At 33.5% G+C, this 18,162-nt stretch carries 19 protein-coding genes and 2 pseudogenes; 8 read left to right on the forward strand and 13 right to left on the reverse strand.

Features of this window, described 5'->3' with window-relative positions:
- Nucleotides 1-204 precede the first annotated feature (204 nt).
- Nucleotides 205-927 (reverse strand): annotated as a pseudogene (locus BUA99_RS14420) (IS91 family transposase); the annotation flags it as partial.
- Nucleotides 928-961: 34 nt separating this feature from the next.
- Here BUA99_RS14420 and BUA99_RS14425 point away from each other — a divergent pair.
- A complete protein-coding gene (locus tag BUA99_RS14425; RefSeq protein ID WP_072993944.1) occupies nt 962-1,222 on the forward strand; it encodes a GIY-YIG nuclease family protein in 261 nt (86 codons plus the stop codon).
- 9 nt (nt 1,223-1,231) lie between these two features.
- Here the strand turns inward: BUA99_RS14425 and BUA99_RS14430 are convergent.
- The 7 genes and pseudogenes from BUA99_RS14430 to guaA form a co-directional block, all read right to left on the reverse strand.
- Nucleotides 1,232-1,657, reverse strand: a pseudogene (locus BUA99_RS14430) (IS91 family transposase); the annotation flags it as partial.
- On the reverse strand, nt 1,642-1,830 hold the full coding sequence (locus BUA99_RS15500; protein ID WP_262487713.1) for a tyrosine-type recombinase/integrase: 189 nt from the start codon (nt 1,828-1,830) through the stop codon (nt 1,642-1,644). The gene BUA99_RS15500 and the pseudogene BUA99_RS14430, both read right to left, overlap by 16 nt.
- A 41-nt stretch (nt 1,831-1,871) precedes the next feature.
- The gene (locus tag BUA99_RS15505) at nt 1,872-2,207 is read right to left on the reverse strand and encodes a tyrosine-type recombinase/integrase (RefSeq protein ID WP_262487714.1); all 336 of its coding nucleotides are present in this window, start codon (nt 2,205-2,207) and stop codon (nt 1,872-1,874) included.
- 60 nt (nt 2,208-2,267) lie between these two features.
- The gene (locus tag BUA99_RS15445) at nt 2,268-2,444 is read right to left on the reverse strand and encodes a hypothetical protein (RefSeq protein WP_234972980.1); all 177 of its coding nucleotides are present in this window, start codon (nt 2,442-2,444) and stop codon (nt 2,268-2,270) included.
- Nucleotides 2,445-2,861: 417 nt separating this feature from the next.
- The gene (locus BUA99_RS14440) at nt 2,862-3,263 is read right to left on the reverse strand and encodes an OsmC family protein (protein ID WP_072993947.1); all 402 of its coding nucleotides are present in this window, start codon (nt 3,261-3,263) and stop codon (nt 2,862-2,864) included.
- A gap of 246 nt (nt 3,264-3,509) precedes the next feature.
- Nucleotides 3,510-5,432 (reverse strand): LysM peptidoglycan-binding domain-containing protein, encoded by a 1,923-nt coding sequence (locus tag BUA99_RS14445; protein WP_072993950.1) that lies wholly within the window; start codon nt 5,430-5,432, stop codon nt 3,510-3,512.
- A gap of 131 nt (nt 5,433-5,563) precedes the next feature.
- Nucleotides 5,564-7,093: a glutamine-hydrolyzing GMP synthase gene (gene guaA, locus BUA99_RS14450; RefSeq protein WP_072993953.1), complete on the reverse strand. Its 1,530-nt coding sequence runs from the start codon at nt 7,091-7,093 to the stop codon at nt 5,564-5,566.
- 312 nt (nt 7,094-7,405) lie between these two features.
- On the opposite strand from guaA, the gene BUA99_RS14455 reads away from it, so the two are divergent.
- Nucleotides 7,406-7,933, forward strand: a complete 528-nt coding sequence (locus tag BUA99_RS14455) for a hypothetical protein (protein WP_072993955.1) — start codon at nt 7,406-7,408, stop codon at nt 7,931-7,933.
- Nucleotides 7,934-8,005: 72 nt separating this feature from the next.
- On the opposite strand, the gene BUA99_RS14460 is transcribed toward BUA99_RS14455, so the two are convergent.
- Entirely contained in the window at nt 8,006-8,674 is a 669-nt protein-coding gene (locus BUA99_RS14460; RefSeq protein ID WP_072993958.1) for a hypothetical protein, read from the reverse strand.
- A gap of 769 nt (nt 8,675-9,443) precedes the next feature.
- Here BUA99_RS14460 and BUA99_RS14465 point away from each other — a divergent pair.
- From BUA99_RS14465 to BUA99_RS14485, 5 genes are read left to right on the forward strand one after another with little or no spacing between them, the layout of a single operon-like run.
- Nucleotides 9,444-10,700, forward strand: coding sequence for a voltage-gated chloride channel family protein (locus tag BUA99_RS14465; RefSeq protein ID WP_072993961.1), 1,257 nt, complete (start codon nt 9,444-9,446; stop codon nt 10,698-10,700).
- Nucleotides 10,701-10,760: 60 nt separating this feature from the next.
- Nucleotides 10,761-11,765 carry a DHH family phosphoesterase gene (locus BUA99_RS14470; RefSeq protein WP_072993964.1) on the forward strand — a complete coding sequence of 335 codons (1,005 nt, stop codon included), beginning with the start codon at nt 10,761-10,763 and terminating at the stop codon, nt 11,763-11,765.
- 4 nt (nt 11,766-11,769) lie between these two features.
- Entirely contained in the window at nt 11,770-12,426 is a 657-nt protein-coding gene (gene gldI, locus BUA99_RS14475; RefSeq protein WP_072993966.1) for a gliding motility-associated peptidyl-prolyl isomerase GldI, read from the forward strand.
- Nucleotides 12,427-12,441: 15 nt separating this feature from the next.
- The gene (locus BUA99_RS14480; RefSeq protein WP_072993969.1) at nt 12,442-13,566 is read left to right on the forward strand and encodes a peptidylprolyl isomerase; all 1,125 of its coding nucleotides are present in this window, start codon (nt 12,442-12,444) and stop codon (nt 13,564-13,566) included.
- Between the two features lie 34 nt (nt 13,567-13,600).
- Nucleotides 13,601-14,875 (forward strand): peptidylprolyl isomerase, encoded by a 1,275-nt coding sequence (locus tag BUA99_RS14485; protein WP_072993972.1) that lies wholly within the window; start codon nt 13,601-13,603, stop codon nt 14,873-14,875.
- A 69-nt stretch (nt 14,876-14,944) separates the two neighbouring features.
- Here the strand turns inward: BUA99_RS14485 and BUA99_RS14490 are convergent, their stop codons facing one another.
- Entirely contained in the window at nt 14,945-15,388 is a 444-nt protein-coding gene (locus tag BUA99_RS14490; protein ID WP_072993989.1) for a hypothetical protein, read from the reverse strand.
- A 186-nt stretch (nt 15,389-15,574) separates the two neighbouring features.
- Here BUA99_RS14490 and BUA99_RS14495 point away from each other — a divergent pair, with 186 nt between their 5' ends.
- On the forward strand, nt 15,575-16,618 hold the full coding sequence (locus BUA99_RS14495) for a tyrosine-type recombinase/integrase (protein ID WP_072993976.1): 1,044 nt from the start codon (nt 15,575-15,577) through the stop codon (nt 16,616-16,618).
- A 167-nt stretch (nt 16,619-16,785) separates the two neighbouring features.
- Here the strand turns inward: BUA99_RS14495 and BUA99_RS14500 are convergent, their stop codons facing one another.
- From BUA99_RS14500 to BUA99_RS14510, 3 genes are read right to left on the reverse strand one after another with little or no spacing between them, the layout of a single operon-like run.
- A complete protein-coding gene (locus BUA99_RS14500) occupies nt 16,786-17,064 on the reverse strand; it encodes a helix-turn-helix domain-containing protein (protein ID WP_072993979.1) in 279 nt (92 codons plus the stop codon).
- A gap of 10 nt (nt 17,065-17,074) precedes the next feature.
- The gene (locus tag BUA99_RS14505) at nt 17,075-17,266 is read right to left on the reverse strand and encodes a hypothetical protein (RefSeq protein ID WP_072993982.1); all 192 of its coding nucleotides are present in this window, start codon (nt 17,264-17,266) and stop codon (nt 17,075-17,077) included.
- On the reverse strand, nt 17,242-17,952 hold the full coding sequence (locus BUA99_RS14510; RefSeq protein WP_072993986.1) for a hypothetical protein: 711 nt from the start codon (nt 17,950-17,952) through the stop codon (nt 17,242-17,244). Before BUA99_RS14510 ends, BUA99_RS14505 begins: the two co-directional genes overlap by 25 nt.
- Nucleotides 17,953-18,162: the final 210 nt, after the last annotated feature.

Consider the following 18,162-nt stretch of genomic DNA (forward strand, 5'->3'; position numbering starts at 1 on the left):
AATGCTTCGTTGCGTTCGAAGAACGAACAATGAACCCGCGGTTGAACGGAACCGATTACATGCCGTCAACACTATGGAGTTATCGTAAAATTATTGGAGATATTACAAGAGGCTAAAATGCCTCTTTTTTTTTTGCAGTACAAAAAGGGTGGTTTTTCTCGTGTTTCCCTTCACTTATTCGCACAAATGCCCTTACCCATAAAGTTAATTTTTGGGGTCCCGATAGCTTTCGGGAGAACTTTGGCTATCGCCAATATACCAAACAGGCGGACCACGCTGGTCAAATACTGCTATCCGATGTAAATTGCCTGTTTTGCAACAGGTACATTTGGGCAAAAAAGGTTTTTTCTCTACCTTTTCTAGCACTTTTACCTTTAATTTTTCTTGTAAAACCTTTAGTTTCTCCCGTTTTCAAGTGCTACTTAAAAAACCATAATGACGGATTTTTACACCCGAGCCTAAAAGGCGAACTGACGAAGTAAAACGTTTGGGCAAAATATGCAACGCAAAGCGTCAGATAAATTCTTCGTGGGTAAGTGTCATTTGTTTCTTAAATCCGTTTTGACGGTAATCTTTGTAGCTAAAAGTTACGTTTTGATCGTCAATACTTTGGATTCGGTTATTGCTAATGGCTATTTTATGGGTGTATCTTCCCAAATATTCTATTACTGATTTTGGACTTCCAAAAGGCTTTTTGGCAAACACCACCCATTGCTTTTCCCACAATTGTTTCTTGACTTTCGTGTAATTATCAGGGCTTCTCTCTTTTAGTTTCTCACAATATTTTGCCCTAAAAACTTTGGACAATGCCTTGACTGGGAACAAAAATTTACCTTCGCCTGGTATGTTTTGCCAATTGCCATTTTTGTCCACACCACCCCCTGGAACAATGCAATGCAAATGTGGATGCAGCGATAAATTTTGTCCCGCACCCCGTTAGAAATTTTTATACTTTTACTTAATGGAAAAATATTATGTTTATCTTTTAGTTTCTCTAATGGATAATTCGTGGTATATAGGCTATACCTCAAATTTAGATGAAAGAATTATACAGCATAATTCTGGTAGGACAATAACGACGAGTAAAAAGATGCCGTGGGAAATATTGTATTATGAAGTTTCATTTACTAAACAAGACGCTATTGCTAGAGAAAAATATCTAAAAAGTGGAATGGGAAGAAGGTATTTAAAAAACAGATTAAAAAATCAACTAGATTTCTAACGGGGCAAGAGTATGCAGAACTGCTATCATTCCATTTTGGATTTCTTTGGTTTTGCCAAAGATTTTGAGCGTTTCCCATGCCGACTCAAAAAGTATATTATACACCAATCTTGGATCGTGCATCGCTAGACTATTGATACTATCAGGCAAAGTAAAAACAACATGGAAATATGGCACTGGTAGGAGTTCGCTTTGTCTGGACTGAATCCAATCCTCTCTATTTTTGCATTGACATTTAGGACAATGGCGGTTGCGACACGAGTTGTAACTAATGCTGATTTTTCCGCAAGTATCACAAGCATCAATATGCCCGCCTAAAGCCGCTGTGCGGCACCTACGTACTGTCGATAAGGTTCGCAATTGCCAAGTGTTTAAGCCTAAATTTTCAATCTTTGTCCCGAGTTTTTCTAGAACATGAGCTACTTCTTGCCGCACTTTTCAAACAAAGTATCTAGTGGACTAAAAGCTTTTATGGTGTCGAGTTGGGCAATTTGCAAATATTCCATCGTAGTTTCGATTTGCTCGTGTCCCAAAAGATTTTTAAGTGTGATAATATCGAGTCCGTCTTCGAGTAAATGGGTAGCAAAAGTATGCCGAAGCGTATGCACACAAACCTCTTTAGTAATTCCAGCAGCTTTACAGGCTTGTTTTACTGCCTTTGCACACCTTGTTGAGAATAACGAGAGTCAAAACATGTGCTGAGCGAAGACGAAGTATCACCACCTGCTCTGCCTTGTGGTTGACCGTTAAAGTGATTGTTTCTGAGTTTTTCGGCTTCAATGTAGGTTTTGAGTCCGCGGATTAAATGTTTGGATAGTGGAACGTAGCGGTCTTTTTTGCCCTTACCTTGTACCACTTTGAGTTGCTGCCTATCAAAATCTAGATCTTGTAATCGTACACTTCGCACTTCCATACAACGCAATCCACAACCGTACAAAAGACCAATAAGCATTCTGTGTTTAAGTAGTTGACAACTATGGAGCAACCGCCAAACTTCCTCTTTACTGAGAACTGTTAGGAGTTTTTTCTCGTGCTTTATCGAGGGTTAATGTAGGTATTCATAAGGCAAACCCTCGAATTTTAAAAGGAATCGAGTACCGTAAGCGCAATGTTTAAAGTAGGTTTGTGAAGGAGTTTTGGAACGTTTTTGAAGTAGAAATAAGTATTCTTGCACTTGCTCTACATCAAGCTCTGTAGGGATTTTTCCAAAATGCAATGCCATAGAAGCAACATGCCGAGCATAATTAGAAAAGGTGCTTTGGCTTCTGCCTTAATCGGACATTGTTTGCTTAAAACGATGAAATAAATGTGGAAAACTTGAAACTTCTGCGATAGCTCGATTGATGATAGTACAGTATTTAACTACTTCTTCCTCTTTTTTTTATCATTTTAATTTGTTTTATATATATTTACAATTACTTTCTTTTTCCCCAAAACACTACCGTAGGTTTAATTCAACCGCTGTTGATTACTAAATATCCTGAGCTATTATCTAGTATTGAAAAAAATCTACAACAAATTAAATCACATTGTATTTGTCACCCATTAAACTTTGTTGCTAATGAAGTTAAGCGGTCCTGTTTTTTTTTATAATATATACGTTGTTAAATAGAGTATTTATGTTGAAACATAATAAATTCTAGTTCCACTTAAATGTAATTCGTTTTTCAATTTCTGGATGCAGACTCAAAAAAACAGGACAAGTCATTGCTGCTCTTTCTAGAATCGTTTTTTCTTTTTGATTTTCAGTTCCTTGCAACTGGAAACCAATTTCGATAACACTAATTCTTCTTGGATCGGCATTCATGATTTTTAACACCTCCGCTGTAGAATTTTTTAAATCAATTTCTAAGTCTCTTGCTTTTATTCCCATAATGGTCATCATACAAGTTGCCAAAGCATTAGCGACCATATCTGTAGGAGAAAAAGCTTCTCCTTTACCATTGTTGTCAACTGGCGCATCTGAGAGAATTTCCGTCCCTGATTGTAAATGTATTGAAGATGTTCGTAAATCTCCTAAGTAAGTTACTTTTGATGTCATGTGATTGTTTTATTTATAGTTTGATTTGGCAAACCAAGCAAAGTTTTTAAAATAACGCTATTATCTATTTTAAAAAGATAGCACGTTTTCCTATTTAAAATTTAATCATTAAAAAAACATTTATTTGCCAACAAGTAATAAAGACATCAACGCAATATTAAAACTTGAAAAATTTTGCCTTAAAGATTTATAAATAAATTAATATTTTTAAGATAAAATCTTTTCAATATATCGGCAAATAGTTCTCTATTTAGCTTCTTTAACGGTCAAATCAGTATCGTAATATAAAATGTAAATTCCTTTATTGGCGTAACCTCCGTTATCGACTTTGTAGTATTCAAATTTATTATCTACTTGTTCTGTAGCTGAAATTTCTATAGTTTCTTGATACTTTTTATCTTGGGACAAACGCATCATCGTATCAAAAGTCACATCAAATCCTCGTGTTGCAAAATCACTTGGGGCAATTTTATTTTTCTTTTTGAATTCTTTTACAAATAGCAAAGCCTCTGGAGATTCATTCTCACGCGTTATTGATGGATACATTAAATTTAACTTGGCAAGATTTGCAATGCTAATTTCGGCGGTATCTAATGTTTCATTCGGTTCCAAAATAACTAATTGAACCTTAAAATCTTTCATCGCACTCAGCATCGTGTTCACCGTCGCTTTAATCATCGATGTATTTGCTGTTTCCATGACCACATAATTCATTTTATCTTTTACTAATAAACTTTTCAAATTTTCAGCAGAAACACCTCCAGTTGGAGTGAGAACAGAAAACTTTACATCCTTTTGATTATCTTGAATGTATTGAATAATTGATCCTTTCTTTTTGTCTACTACAGCAATCATATTACCTCTTTTTAAACGCATATAATCAAAAACAGCATTTTTTACAGCATCAGAAGAAGGGATCGATTGAAAGATATTAGTGTATGAAACACTTTGATCTTTTGAGAGCGGCGAAATGACAGGCACTTGATTTACCATCAACATTTCGGCTGTCTTCTCGACATTGCTTTGATAAAAAGGACCTATTACCACATCCGAACTTTGCAAATTATTATCTTTTACAATAGTTGCGATTGCTGAAGTATTCTTTGTTTCCTGCGAATCAAAAATAGAAATATCGATATTTAAACCTAATACTTTAGCAGAGTCAATTGCCATAAGCGCACCTGCATAAAAATCAAGCGTCATGTTTAGAAATTTGTCTTTTTTCAGTCTTGAAATTGTTGAGTTTATTGTATCACCTTCAATTTTAGCAATATTAAATGGCAATAGCATTACTAGTTTCTTTTTACCTGAATTATTAGTCTTACTTAAATCAACATATTCTTTTTTATTATCGGTCGCATTTACGTTAGTAGTAGGGATTTTTATTACCATACCTTCAACAACACCATCTGATAAAAACGGATTCATAGCTATTAATTCGGCTTGCGATATTTCGAACATTTTCGATAAACCATAAAGCGTTTCTTTTGATTTAACAACATAATTCGCAGTTATCATTTGCTTTACTGGAGATGCAATTGGAGCTTCCTTTTTTACTTCAGTAACAATAGCTGCTGGTGTTGCTTTACCTTTTATTAATAATTTAAATCCTTCCGGCAAATTCAATACAACCTCAGGATTTTTACGTTCTAATTCTGCTACAGTAATTCCATATTGTTTCGCTATTGAATACTTAGTTTCTTTTGGAAGCACATAATGATAAACTGCTTTCTCGACTTTCTCTACTTTAACAGCAGTTGTTTTTACAATTTTATTGGAGGGAATTATCAGTTTCTGACCTATTTGAAGTCCGTCTTGTTCTAAAAAAGGATTGGCCAGTTTTAAAGCTTCGTCTGAAACGCCATATTTTTTTTCAATACCGTATAAAGTCTCTTTTGGCAAAACTTCATGTGTGATAGTTGCGGAACTTACTTTATTATCAACCATTCTTTTGGCAGCAGTCGATGGAATAATTAAAATACTATTGGGTTTTAAACCAGTTTGCGCATCGGGATTGAGCTGATAAATAGCGTTTGTGCTAACGTTATATTTTGCAGCAATCTGTGCGATTGTCTCGCCTTTCCCAACCTTATGAGTGATTGTTTTTCCTTGTGAAAAAACACCAAGGGTAAATAATGCTGTGATACAAATTGCAAAAATATATTTCATATTATCTATTTAAAAATGAGTCAAGTGATTCCTAAAAGTAACGGTATCAAATTTTATTCCGAAAATCTGATACCGTTATCTAAAGAGAATTTTTTAAAAATATTGTGTTATCGAATTAAATTCAAAAATGATTATTCCCACTCAATCGTTGCTGGCGGTTTTGAGCTAATATCGTACACTACTCTATTTACACCCTTGACTTTATTAATGATGTCATTCGAAATTTTCATTAAAAATTCATAGGGTAAGTGAACCCAATCCGCTGTCATACCATCAGTCGATTCTACTGCACGAAGCGCAATAACTTTTTCATAAGTCCGTTCATCACCCATTACTCCCACGCTATTCACAGGTAAAAGAATTGCTCCCGCCTGCCAAACCTTGTCATACAAACCCCAAGATTTCAAACCGTCAATAAACACGGCATCTACATCTTGTAAAATTTGAACTTTCTCTGGCGTAATATCACCTAAAATTCTAATCGATAATCCTGGACCTGGGAAAGGATGTCTTCCTAATAATTCAGCATCAATTCCTAATGAAGCGCCTACTCTACGCACTTCATCTTTAAAAAGCATTCGAAGTGGTTCAACAATTTTCAATTTCATATAATCAGGCAAACCGCCTACATTATGATGTGACTTTATAGTTGCAGATGGTCCTTTTACGGAAACTGATTCTATAACATCCGGATAAATCGTTCCTTGAGCTAACCACTTCACATCTTCTATTAAATGTGATTCATCATCAAAAACCTCAATAAAGACTCGTCCTATTATTTTACGTTTTGTTTCTGGATCACTCACCCCTGCCAATTGGGACAGGAAACGATCGCCAGCATCAACACCTTTTACGTTTAAACCCATTCCTTTATATTGATCTAGCACGTTTTGAAATTCGTTTTTACGAAGTAAACCGTTATTCACAAAAATGCAATATAGATTTTTACCAATAGCTTGATGTAATAAAACGGCTGCTACAGTACTATCTACGCCTCCAGATAATCCGAGAACGACTTTATCATCTTGTAATTTCTCTTTCAATTCTGCTACCATTTCGCTCACAAAAGCTTTTGGAGTAAAATTTTGAGGTACTTCGGCTATTTTGACTAAAAAGTTTTCTAACATTTTAGATCCATCCGTAGAATGAAAAACTTCAGGATGGTACTGAATTGCATAAGTTGTTTCGCCTTCAATTTTGTAAGCTGCAAATTCCACATCATTTGTGCTTGCTAATTTTACACCATTAGTAGGTAACACTTTGACACTGTCACTGTGACTCATCCATACTTGGCTATTCTCAGAAACACCTTCAAAGAAAATTTCATCGTCCTTTATATAAGACAAATTTGCTCTACCATATTCTCTGGTATTTGAAGCTTCCACTTTTCCGCCGCTAAATTGAGCTAAATATTGTGCTCCATAACATACGGCAAGCATTGGCAATTTTCCTCTAATTTGAGATAAATCAGGATGTGGTGCATCATCTGCGCGAACAGAAAATGGACTTCCACCTAGAATGACGGCTTTGTAAGAAGATAAATCAGTTGGAAAATGATTGTATGGAAAAATTTCGCAGAATATATTTAATTCGCGAACTCTACGCGCAATAAGCTGTGTGTATTGCGATCCGAAGTCTAAAATAAGTACGTTATGTTGCATGCGCAAAAATACTTTTTATATTTCAAATTGAAAAATTGAAATTTGAAAATCTTCATTTAATTTTAAATTGAAGTTTATTACTTAAATAGCCATACTTTTGACAATAATTAGGGATTGAGAAAATTACTTTTAGTAAACAAACACTTAAGTTGATCCAAATAATTTACACTTTTTCTCTTTTCACTGAAAATGTTGCAAATCATTTGAAAAGAAAAAGGAAGTGGCAAAACCACCTTGATTGAATTGCCGTAAATAATAAAAAAATAACGCTAAGTCTATCCAAATCTAAAATAAACAATAAAAAAATTAAAAATGAAAACAAAAAAATTAGCTGTGATAACCAGCTTCGCTTTACTCCTATTTTCTTGTAATGTGATCGATAAGTTACTCACATTTACTATTGACAATAAAACTTCTTTCAAAATATCCACGGGATTTCCGCTTAATCTTGCAACAGAAATAATCACTCCAGATGTAACGACTAATTCAACTTCGGAGTTTAAAAACAATAATACTAGGGCGGATTTAGTTAAAGATGTAAAACTAAAACAACTCAAATTAACAATCACCGATCCTAGCAATAAAACATTTACTTTTTTAAAATCGATTCGATTATATATTTCTACAGATGCGAATGATGAAATTGAATTGGCTTATTTAGACGATGTCAATTCTTCTTCTAATTCCATAGAACTTCTTTGTACATCTCAAAAATTAGATAAATACATCAAAGCTCCTAGTTACAAAATAAGAACAAAAGTGGTAATAAAAGAGACCATAAGTAAAGATATAACTGTAAAAAGCGATATGAAATTTCAAGTTACAGCAGATCCTTTTTAAAAAAAACTAATGGTACTAAAAAGGCTCTTGATCAAAATCAAGGGCCTTTTTAGTAATGTATTTTACTTATATTTATTCTTTCACCAAAACTATCGTGGCCTTAAATCCTGTTCCCAGATTCCATTGACTAGCTGATATTAAACTACCTTTGTCATCATAAACTTTAAATTCAGCAGTATTAGGGCCAGATGAGCCCTGATTTAATGCTTCAAAATCTATTTTATTAAATCCTTTTTCTAAAACAATTTCAAAACCTTTAAAGTTACTGTCTAGGTTCACCTGACTCTGAATCACTTTATCATTTAAATATACCCTAATCTTATCACCATCAACATAAGCGGCATCTCGGTACATAATTTTAGCTGATGTAGAGCCCGTTTGGAAATTACCTAAATTTTGATTTCTTCGGTACACAATTCCTTCCGGATTTTCCTCTTTTTTATTCCACTTATCTCTGTAAACATCGCCAGGATTCATAAATTCATCTTTTGGAGTCATCGAAAAATTATTGGCAGGAACAATCGAACCTGAGGGAGATGGATTAGGATTAAAAATTTCAGGGTTTTTAAATACGTTGGGTTTCTTTATCGGTGGGATATTTATCTTTGGCGGCATCTCTTTCTTAATTTTTGGTGCGTTATTTTTAAGCGGAATGGGTTTGAATTTAGAATTAAATTCACTTTGAGCATAACCACTAATCGAGATGGCTAGTATCATCATTAGTACTAAAATCCTTTTCATACGTAATTACTATTTGTTTTTTTCTTAGAGCAATCGCAACTGTTGTTTTCGATTTATTATCTACATCAACTTGTGCTCACTTCAAATTATTTCTGCTAAACCGTACTTCAACTATTTTAAAAATAAATAGCCTTTGCCAGTTATTACAATTTCTACTTATAATTTAACTTTCATTTATAACTTCAAAATTTCTCTTTTATTTTATTTCACTGAGATTAACCAGAGACTTTGAATTACCGAAAATAGACTTCTTTGACTAGAACCATAATTTTTATTTCTATTTTCTTTAATGGCAATAAACATACCAGAAAGGGATAAAGTTCTATCAATGCAAATTATTAAATTCATTCGTATTCACTTTTTAACTTTAAATACCAATGTGCAATGGTTTAATTTAGAATTCTTTTTTAAAAAAGACTATCATATTTACAACCATGCTTTTCAAAAAATTGAATGAAATTTAAAGTAATAATTCTATTTTTAAAATCAATTAAAAAATAAAATAACGTGAAACAACGTATTCACAAGTTCACCTTGGGAAAAAAAATGGTCTACCACTGCACAATTCAGAGAGAAAAACTAATAGCAGCATCTATTTATGCCAGATTTTTTGAAGATATAAACCCCACGATCAGTTTTTACAGAATTAACGAATTAGTAACATATTAATGTTACGTTGAAATATAATTTACAACCAATACTACTGAAAAACTATTAATAGAACAAGTATTATAATACTTTTGCAAAACAACCGCTTACAATTGCACTAATGAATTCATTTACCATAAAAAAAAATATCCCCTTAATTTTGCAATGGATTCTCATTTGTTCTTTAATTGGGATTTTATCAGGATCAGCTTCTGCATTTTTTTTAGTAACTCTTGAATACATGACGCAAACAAGAATTGCCAACAATTGGATAATTTGGCTGTTGCCAATAGGTGGATTGCTCATTGGATTATCCTATCATTACTGCGGTAAAACCGCAGTGAAGGGAAATAATCTACTACTAGAAGAATACGAAAATCCTCAAAAAACAATTCCTTTAATAATGGCACCCTTGGTTCTTTTTGGAACCTTAATCACGCATCTGTTTGGAGGATCTGCAGGTCGTGAAGGAACAGCAGTACAAATGGGAGGTGCTATTGCTGACCAGTTTACAAGAATATTCAGCTTAGATAATTCTGATAGAAAAACAATTTTGATCTTAGGAATTAGCGCTGGTTTTGCATCTATTTTTGGAACTCCTTTGGCGGGAGCATTATTTGCTTTAGAACTTGTACTCTTTAGCAAAATCAGTTTTAAGAGTTTCCCACTATCTTTTTTAACTGCTTACATTGCCTATTTCACAGTAGAATTTTGGCATGTTAAGCATACGCAATACGCAATTCCTTTCGTCCCAGTTATCAGCCTAGCTACGTTTTTTTGGATTACAATTGTAAGCGTTTTATTTGGATTAGCGGCACTATTATTTTCTCGATCTACACACTTATGGGGGAAATTATTCTCAAAAGCAATTACCTATCCTCCACTACGTCCGTTCCTTGGCGGCATAATTTTGGCAATAGCTTTTTATTTCATCGGAAGTTCTAAATATACGGGATTGGGCGTCCCTATCATCGTTAATGCATTTTCTGTGGCAAATGCGCCTTATGATTTCCTTCTTAAAATATTATTTACTGGTTTTACATTAGGAGCTGGTTTTAAAGGCGGAGAAGTTACTCCTTTATTCTTTGTTGGAGCAACCTTAGGAAGTGCTCTATCTCTTGTGGTGCCGTTACCCATTGCGCTTTTGGCAGGAATGGGTTTCGTTGCTGTTTTTTCGGGTGCAACCCATACACCAATAGCTTGCACCGTTATGGGAATGGAACTTTTTGGGATTGAAAGCGGTGTTTTTATTGGTTTAGCCTGCGTCATTGCTTATTTTTCATCTGGATCAATGGGAATTTACAGTACTCAAATTGTAAAAGGTCCAAAATACCTTTTGTATCAGAAAATGAAAAGAAAACCAGCCGACTTTTTGTAATAGGTGAAAATCGTGTTAATGATTTCAACTTTAGCTTAAAAAAATGTAATTTCGCAACCTATGAAAATACAAGACATTCAAGCAATACAGTTGTTATTATCAACTCCAAAAAAGATTGCCATAATTCCACACCGTGGTCCTGACGGCGATGCCATGGGTTCTACCTTAGCATTATACCATTTTTTGCTAAAAAATAATCACGAACCTATTGTTGTTTCTCCTAATGAATTTCCCGATTTTTTAGCTTGGATGCCAGGCTCAGAAACTATCAAAATATTCGAAAAGGACAAGGAAAATTGTACTAAAATCCTACAAGAATCGGATCTTATTTTCACCCTAGATTTTAATGCTTTACACCGCACAGGCGAAATGGAACACGTTCTTACTCCATTGAAAGCACCGTTTATCATGATTGATCATCATCAAAAACCGGATGATTATGCTGCTATCACTTATTCTGACACCTCGTTTGGATCAACTTGTGAAATGATTTATAATTTTATTTCTTTTCTTGGTAAAAAACAAGATATCGATAAAACGATAGGAACCTGCATCTACACGGGAATTCTCACTGATTCTGGTTCTTTCCGTTTTCCAAAAACAACTGGAAATACGCATAGAATTGTAGCTGAATTAATTGATTTAGGAGTTGAAAATACAGAAATTCCAAGTTTACTTTTTGACAATAGCGGCTTTGGTCGATTGCAAATCTTGGGACAAGCGCTTCAAAACATGAAACTGATCATGGATCATAAAACAGCTTACACAATACTAAGTCAAGAGGAACTAAATTCATTTAACTACGTAAAAGGTGATACAGAGGGCATTGTTAATTACGGATTGAGTATTAAAGGAATTCAATTTGCAGCTATTTTTATCGAAAATGCCGAAGAAAAAATTATCAAAATTTCTTTTCGATCCCAAGGTGATTTTGATGTAAATCAGTTTGCGAGAGATCATTTTAACGGCGGCGGACACCGAAACGCAGCAGGTGGAAAATCAGATCTTTCATTACAAGAAACGGTCCAAAAATTTGAAGATTTAGTCACAAAAATAAGTATTTAAATTTATGAAAAACACAAAATTGTTTGCAAGTATATTCTTTTTGCTTGTGCTATTCTCCAGTTGTAAACAACCACAGGAGGCGAGAAGACCGCTATCTCAATCCTCTGGAAGTTTTATGAAAAAATCTATCATTCGCAATAAAAAGTTAGTTGCTGATGAGGAAACTCAAATCAAAAATTTGATCAAGAACGATCCAAATATTCAATATACAGCCTCTAAAAAAGGATATTGGTACTCTTATGAAATCCAAAATAAACTGGATTCTCTAACCCCAAAAAAAGGTGATGTTGCTTTTTTTGATTATGAAATTAAAGATCTACAAGGAACAATCATCTACTCTGAATTAGAGTTAAGACCACAAACTTACTATGTGGATAAGCAAGACATCATGATGGGATTGCGTGACGGAATCAAACTGATGCGTAAAGGAGAAAAAATAAATTTTATTTTTCCTTCTAATATGGGATACGGTTATCGTGGCGATGCAAAAAAAATTGGCATGAACCAACCCATAATTTGTACTGTCACCCTTCGAGATTTCAAATCAGAAGTAGCCTATAAAAAAGAATCACAAATAAAGATAAAACCAGTCACTGCTGCTCCACTTGTTATTGAGCAAGAAACGCCTGTTGTAAAAAAACCTAACGATACCTTAAACTAATAATTAAACGTAAAAATGAAAAAAAAGATTTTATTTGCATTGCTTGTAATTGCCTCATTTTATTCTTGTAAAGAAGCGCATAGCAATTTACCAGATGGTTTATACACTAAAATTGAGACTAATAAAGGAGATATAATTTTGAAGTTAGATTACGAGAAAGCACCAATTACAGTGGCTAATTTCGTAACATTAGCCGAAGGAAAAAACGAATTTGTAACTAATGAAAATCTAAAAAACAAACCTTTCTATAATGGTTTAAAATTTCACAGAGTCATTAAAGATTTTATGATTCAAACTGGAGATCCACTAGGAACAGGTTCTGGAGATACTGGTTATAAATTTAAAGATGAAATTTCTGATTTGCGTTTTGACAATGCTGGAGTTTTGGCAATGGCCAATAATGGAGTAGCGACAAACAGCAGTCAATTTTTTATCACACACCTTGCTACACCCTGGTTAGAGGGAAAACATACGATTTTTGGTCATGTAATTGAGAACGGAATGGATGTAGTCAACAAAATTGAGCAAGAAGATTTTATTAAAAAAGTCAGCATCATTAGAAATGGTGAGGCCGCTAAGAAATTCAATGCAGTTAAGGTTTTCAACGATTATTTTTCAATTGAAGCAAAAAATCAAAGCAAAAGAGCTGCTATTGATGCTGAAAATAAAAAAGTGTACGACGAAAAATATAAAACGGTACGTGAAGATAAAGTCGCTTATTTTGCCGACTTGAAAGTTAAGTCTACAAGAACTCCATCCGGATTAGAATATACGATTACAAAGAAAAGTGGAGGAAAAAAACCTGCAGCTGGCACAAATATTTTTATTCATTATGCAGGTTTCTTAGAAGACGGAGAATTATTTGACGCAAGTATAGCAAGCGTTGCCAAAAATTTTGGAAAATACGATGAAAACAGAGCGGCACAAAACGGCTACCAACCCATCCCTTTTCAAGCAGGTAAAAAAGATGGCATGATTCCTGGTTTCATCGAAGGATTAGAGCAATTATCATTAGGTGACAAAGCCGTAATTTTTATTCCCTCCCGTTTAGGCTACGGAGCTGCTGGAGCTGGTGGTGTGATTCCGCCAAACGCTAATATCATTTTTGAAGTTGAATTATTAGAAAAAATGCCTCAATAGAACACATCAAGTTAGAACTTAAATTATTTAAAAAATGAAATTCAAAATTCTGTTTTTATTGTTTCTGGGAATTGTAAACGTACATTCTCAAACGGTTAAAAAATCATCCACTGCTAAAAAACCGAATACGGCAGCAAAAGCTATCGTAAAAAAAGCGGTTAAACCAGTTGTAAAAACACCAACAACAATTGAGGGTATTTTTGCCATAATTGCCACTAACAAAGGTGACATTACCCTTGAACTTGAGTATAAAAAAACACCGGTAACAGTGGCTAACTTTATCGCTTTAGCAGAAGGGACAAACACTTACGTTACGAATGAAAAATTGAAAGGAAAACCTTTTTACGATGGTTTAAAATTTCACCGTGTGATAAAAGATTTTATGATTCAAGGTGGTGATCCGCTTGGAGACGGTTCAGGTAGTCCTGGATATTCGTTCAAGGACGAGTTTACCGATTTAAAACACAATAAGCCAGGTATTTTATCTATGGCTAATTCTGGACCAACAACTAATGGAAGCCAATTTTTTATTACCCACAAAGAAACACCTTGGTTAGATGGAAAACATACTGTATTTGGTAAAGTTACTGAAGGGATGAACGTGGTAAACACCATTGCTCAAAATGATGTGATTACTAAAGTTACTATTTTGAGAAAAGGTGCATTGGCACAAAAATTTGATGCTACAAAAGTTTTTTCTGACTATTTCAATAACAAATCCGAAGATCAAAAAAAGCAAGATCTTCTGAATGCAGAGAATAAGAAAAAACAAGAATTAGCTAATGCAGAAAACAAAGCAAAACAAGAAGCACTACAAGCAGAAGCGAAGAAAGTCTATTTAGAAAAATACGGTCCCGTAGTTGCTGCAAAAGCTGCTTATTTCGCCACTGCAAAAGCCACAGCTACAACTTCACCATCAGGATTAGCTTATAAAGTAGTTCAAAACGGTACAGGTGTAAAACCACTTGATAAGAGCACATTTTATTTTCATTACGCAGGTTATTTTGAAGATGGAACTCTTTTTGACAGTAGTTATGAAAATGTAGCTAAGGAATATGGCACCTATGATGCTAACAGAGCCGCACAAAATGGTTATCAAGCGTTTCCATTTGAGGCCGGTAAAAAAGATGGAATGATTGCAGGATTTTTAGAGACACTAGCGTCAATGTCCTATGGTGATAAAGTGGTTGCATTCATCCCTGCAGAATTAGCTTATGGATCAAGAGGTGCTGGTGGTGTAATTCCTCCTAACACAAATCTTATTTTTGAGTTAGAAATGTTTGAAAAACAACCAGCTCCAAAACAATAAGTAAAGTGATACTATAAAAAAGACCCGAAAGTAATTGCAACTTTCGGGTCTTTTTTTTTTTGGATAAAACTATTTTTTAGCTTTAAATTTCCAGTCAAATTCATCTTTTTGATTGATGATTGCTCCTATTTCAAATTTAACTACCTCGTCAAATTCAGTTTGAAAAATGATCCAGTTTTCTTCATTAAAATAATTCTCAAATGTATCAAACTCCTCTTGCGTAAATTTACTTATACCTTTCGCGGCTAAATCTTTTTTTACATCAATAATTTTTCTATTTATAATTTTATGTTCAAATAGAGATAAATCTGCACTTGAAGCCACGATATAACCTAATTTAAAATCTTCCTCTACATAAAAAGTCAATCTCATTTTGAGTTTATTGTACGCAAAAATCACGTTGTCGTCTTCATCTTTATAATTGCGATCTGGCTTACCGTAAATTGCCGTAACATCATTTTGCTTCATTCCGAAAATGAGTTGATCAATTCCGTTTTTTGGATTTATTTTCATATCTGTTTTATTTTTGTTGTATAATTTAACACACTTTTTAATTAGCATTGGGCTTTCGCCAAAAGGCTACCGTTTTACTATCACTGCTTTTTTTTAACGTCACAAAGTTCGTGAAGTTTAACAGAAAGTCAATTGTCATTATATTAAAAATTTTTAATTACTTTAGTGACTCAATAACAACTCATTATGGTCTGGGAAGCAAAAACACTTACACACAAAAAGGAAAAGCGAATTGCTGTTTATTTTAAAAAAGACGCTACTTTAATTGCGCGGATCAAGCAACTAGATGGCGCACGATGGAGCCAGTCTTTACTCGCGTGGCACATACCTGATACAGATCAAAATAGAATAAGGTTTAAACTAGAAACAGCAAGCAATTGTTTACCATCGAGTGAAGGAAGTGCTGAAATAGAAAAATTTAAGCAATGGCTTAGGTCTAAACGCTACAGCGAAAACACAATTTCAACTTATTGTGATGCATTGCGATCCTTTTTTGTTTTTTATAAAGACAAAGCCATTGTAGAAATTGACAATGCAGATGTAATTGTTTACAACAACGAGTATATATTAGAAAACAAACTTTCGGCTTCTTACCAAAACCAAATAGTCAATGCCATTAAGTTATACTTCAGCACCATAAGAGAAACAAAAATTGAAGTAGATAAAATCCATCGTCCTAAACGTGCCAAGGTTTTACCTAATGTATTGAGCAAAGAAGAAATAAAATTGATTTTAGAAGTCCACGCTAATATAAAACACAAAACAATGCTTTCGCTGATTTACAGTTGTGGTTTACGATGTGGCGAATTATTAGCTATGAAACCGGTACATATTGACTCCAAAAGAAATATAATAATCCTCAAAAATTCAAAAGGCAAAAAAGATAGAATCGTGCCCTTGAGTCCTAAAATCCTAACAATGCTTCGAGACTATTACACTGTATGCAAACCGACAACTTATTTATTTGAAGGTCAAATGGCAGGCATGCCTTACGATTCTAGAAGCTTACAATTAGTTTTAAAACAAGCCTTGCGAAAAACAGGAATTACGAAACCAGCTACTTTACATTGGTTACGACACAGCTTCGCAACACATTTACTCGAAAGCGGCACCGATTTGAGCTACATACAAGAATTATTAGGCCACAACAGCAGCAAAACCACCGAAATTTATACGCACGTAAGTACGAAAAGTATTCAACAAATAAAAAGCCCGGTTGATGATTTGTAAAGAATTATTTATATATTTGAAAAGCAATAAAGCGAAACAAACCTTCGCCAATCTACCCAAATTTGGGTGGATATGCGAAGGTTTGTTTCGCCTATATACTAGTTGTGCGAGATTTTGAGAAACGAACTGCAAAAAAAAATAAAAAAAAGAGCCGAAACTCTTTTTTTTTATTCAATTAAAATTGACTTAATAGCCGAATTTAAAGACTTAAAGACAACTTTTTTATCATCAGGAATATCATCATCACTAATTGAGAAAAACAATAAATAAGAAACGGGAATCTGTAATGATTCACAAATTTTCTTAATTGTATTCTTTTGAGGAAAAGTGGCATTAATTTCTATTTGAGAAAGCGCATTAACCGAAATTCCACACATTTCGGCAAGTTGCTTTTGACCTAATTGTTTCTCTTTTCTTAAAATTTTAATAGCAGTTCCAATATCCATAACTTAATTTTTAGCTATCCCATAAATCTATATCAAAAAGTTTTAAAAATTCTTTACTGACTTTACAAATCAAAATAAATGCTTCCAAAAAACCGTTAATATCGGGATTGTCGTTCTCTAATTTTTCTAATAATGTTTGTTTATCTTCTTCAGATAAATTGCAATTTTTTATATTTTCTATAAGTATTTTAATTCTTTCCATTTTACATTAAACTTTAAATAATTAATATTTTTTAAAGCTTCTCCAGATAAATCTCTAACCGCAGAGAAGCACAACTCGAAATTTGCTTTTGCGATATGATCTTCATCATCTGTAAAAATGTAATATTGACACGTCGTCAAAATCGAAAATAATCTTGACTTAATGTTATTAAAAGTTGATTTAGTTTTTAATTTAACCCTATATAAAAATTTTGTAAACTCTTTACATTCAATGCTAAAACCATTGGTGTAAAATATATTTCCGTGAATAGCTTCAAACTCAATTTCGTCAATCAATAAATAAAAGAAATCTTTTATTAATCCCGAGTCTAACTTTGATTTAAAAACTTTATTATCAAATAATCCTTCGTTATAAGATTCCGTAAAATAATCGTATCGAATAAACCTTGAGAAAAACTTCTGTACCTCTAACCTATCAAAATTACTTAAGTTGTATAGATTCTTACTTGAAGTGTTATGAAAATTCTTAATCGCTTCAACATACTTTTGAGATAAAACCTCTAAATGTTTTTCATTTAATATCGTATGTGGAAAGTTATAAATATCAAAACCAGAATCCTTTAAAATGTTAACTATAGATTCTTCTGAAATCTTTAACTTTTTGGCAACGGAATGTAAAGCAACATTATGCTTTTTACCTTTTCTAAAAAATTCAAATAAACCCATAATTAAAAATTTAAAGTACAAATATACATTAAAAAATTTAAAATACAAGTAAAAGATGTATTATTAACATAATTTTATATTTAATGGATTATGAAATTGAAAAAAAACCTCGCACAATCGAGTAGACGGCTCCGCCAGAAACTGACGGAGTGCGCCTCTCACACCACCGTACGTACGGGTCTCGTATACGGCGGTTCGCAAAGTGATGGG

The organism is Flavobacterium segetis, from assembly GCF_900129575.1.
GTDB lineage: Bacteria > Bacteroidota > Bacteroidia > Flavobacteriales > Flavobacteriaceae > Flavobacterium > Flavobacterium segetis.

Coding starts and splice junctions, on each gene's coding strand:
- BUA99_RS14485 (WP_072993972.1), top strand. CDS start 13,601: ATGAAATTCAAAATTCTGTTTTTATTGTTTCTGGGAATTGTAAACGTA.
- BUA99_RS14470 (WP_072993964.1), top strand. CDS start 10,761: ATGAAAATACAAGACATTCAAGCAATACAGTTGTTATTATCAACTCCA.
- BUA99_RS14505 (WP_072993982.1), bottom strand. CDS start 17,266: ATGGAAAGAATTAAAATACTTATAGAAAATATAAAAAATTGCAATTTA.
- BUA99_RS14440 (WP_072993947.1), bottom strand. CDS start 3,263: ATGACATCAAAAGTAACTTACTTAGGAGATTTACGAACATCTTCAATA.
- BUA99_RS14480 (WP_072993969.1), top strand. CDS start 12,442: ATGAAAAAAAAGATTTTATTTGCATTGCTTGTAATTGCCTCATTTTAT.
- BUA99_RS14425 (WP_072993944.1), top strand. CDS start 962: ATGGAAAAATATTATGTTTATCTTTTAGTTTCTCTAATGGATAATTCG.
- BUA99_RS14465 (WP_072993961.1), top strand. CDS start 9,444: ATGAATTCATTTACCATAAAAAAAAATATCCCCTTAATTTTGCAATGG.
- BUA99_RS14455 (WP_072993955.1), top strand. CDS start 7,406: ATGAAAACAAAAAAATTAGCTGTGATAACCAGCTTCGCTTTACTCCTA.
- BUA99_RS14445 (WP_072993950.1), bottom strand. CDS start 5,432: ATGAAATATATTTTTGCAATTTGTATCACAGCATTATTTACCCTTGGT.
- BUA99_RS14490 (WP_072993989.1), bottom strand. CDS start 15,388: ATGAAAATAAATCCAAAAAACGGAATTGATCAACTCATTTTCGGAATG.
- BUA99_RS14460 (WP_072993958.1), bottom strand. CDS start 8,674: ATGAAAAGGATTTTAGTACTAATGATGATACTAGCCATCTCGATTAGT.
- BUA99_RS14500 (WP_072993979.1), bottom strand. CDS start 17,064: ATGGATATTGGAACTGCTATTAAAATTTTAAGAAAAGAGAAACAATTA.
- BUA99_RS15445 (WP_234972980.1), bottom strand. CDS start 2,444: ATGGCATTGCATTTTGGAAAAATCCCTACAGAGCTTGATGTAGAGCAA.
- gldI (WP_072993966.1), top strand. CDS start 11,770: ATGAAAAACACAAAATTGTTTGCAAGTATATTCTTTTTGCTTGTGCTA.
- guaA (WP_072993953.1), bottom strand. CDS start 7,093: ATGCAACATAACGTACTTATTTTAGACTTCGGATCGCAATACACACAG.
- BUA99_RS14510 (WP_072993986.1), bottom strand. CDS start 17,952: ATGGGTTTATTTGAATTTTTTAGAAAAGGTAAAAAGCATAATGTTGCT.
- BUA99_RS14495 (WP_072993976.1), top strand. CDS start 15,575: ATGGTCTGGGAAGCAAAAACACTTACACACAAAAAGGAAAAGCGAATT.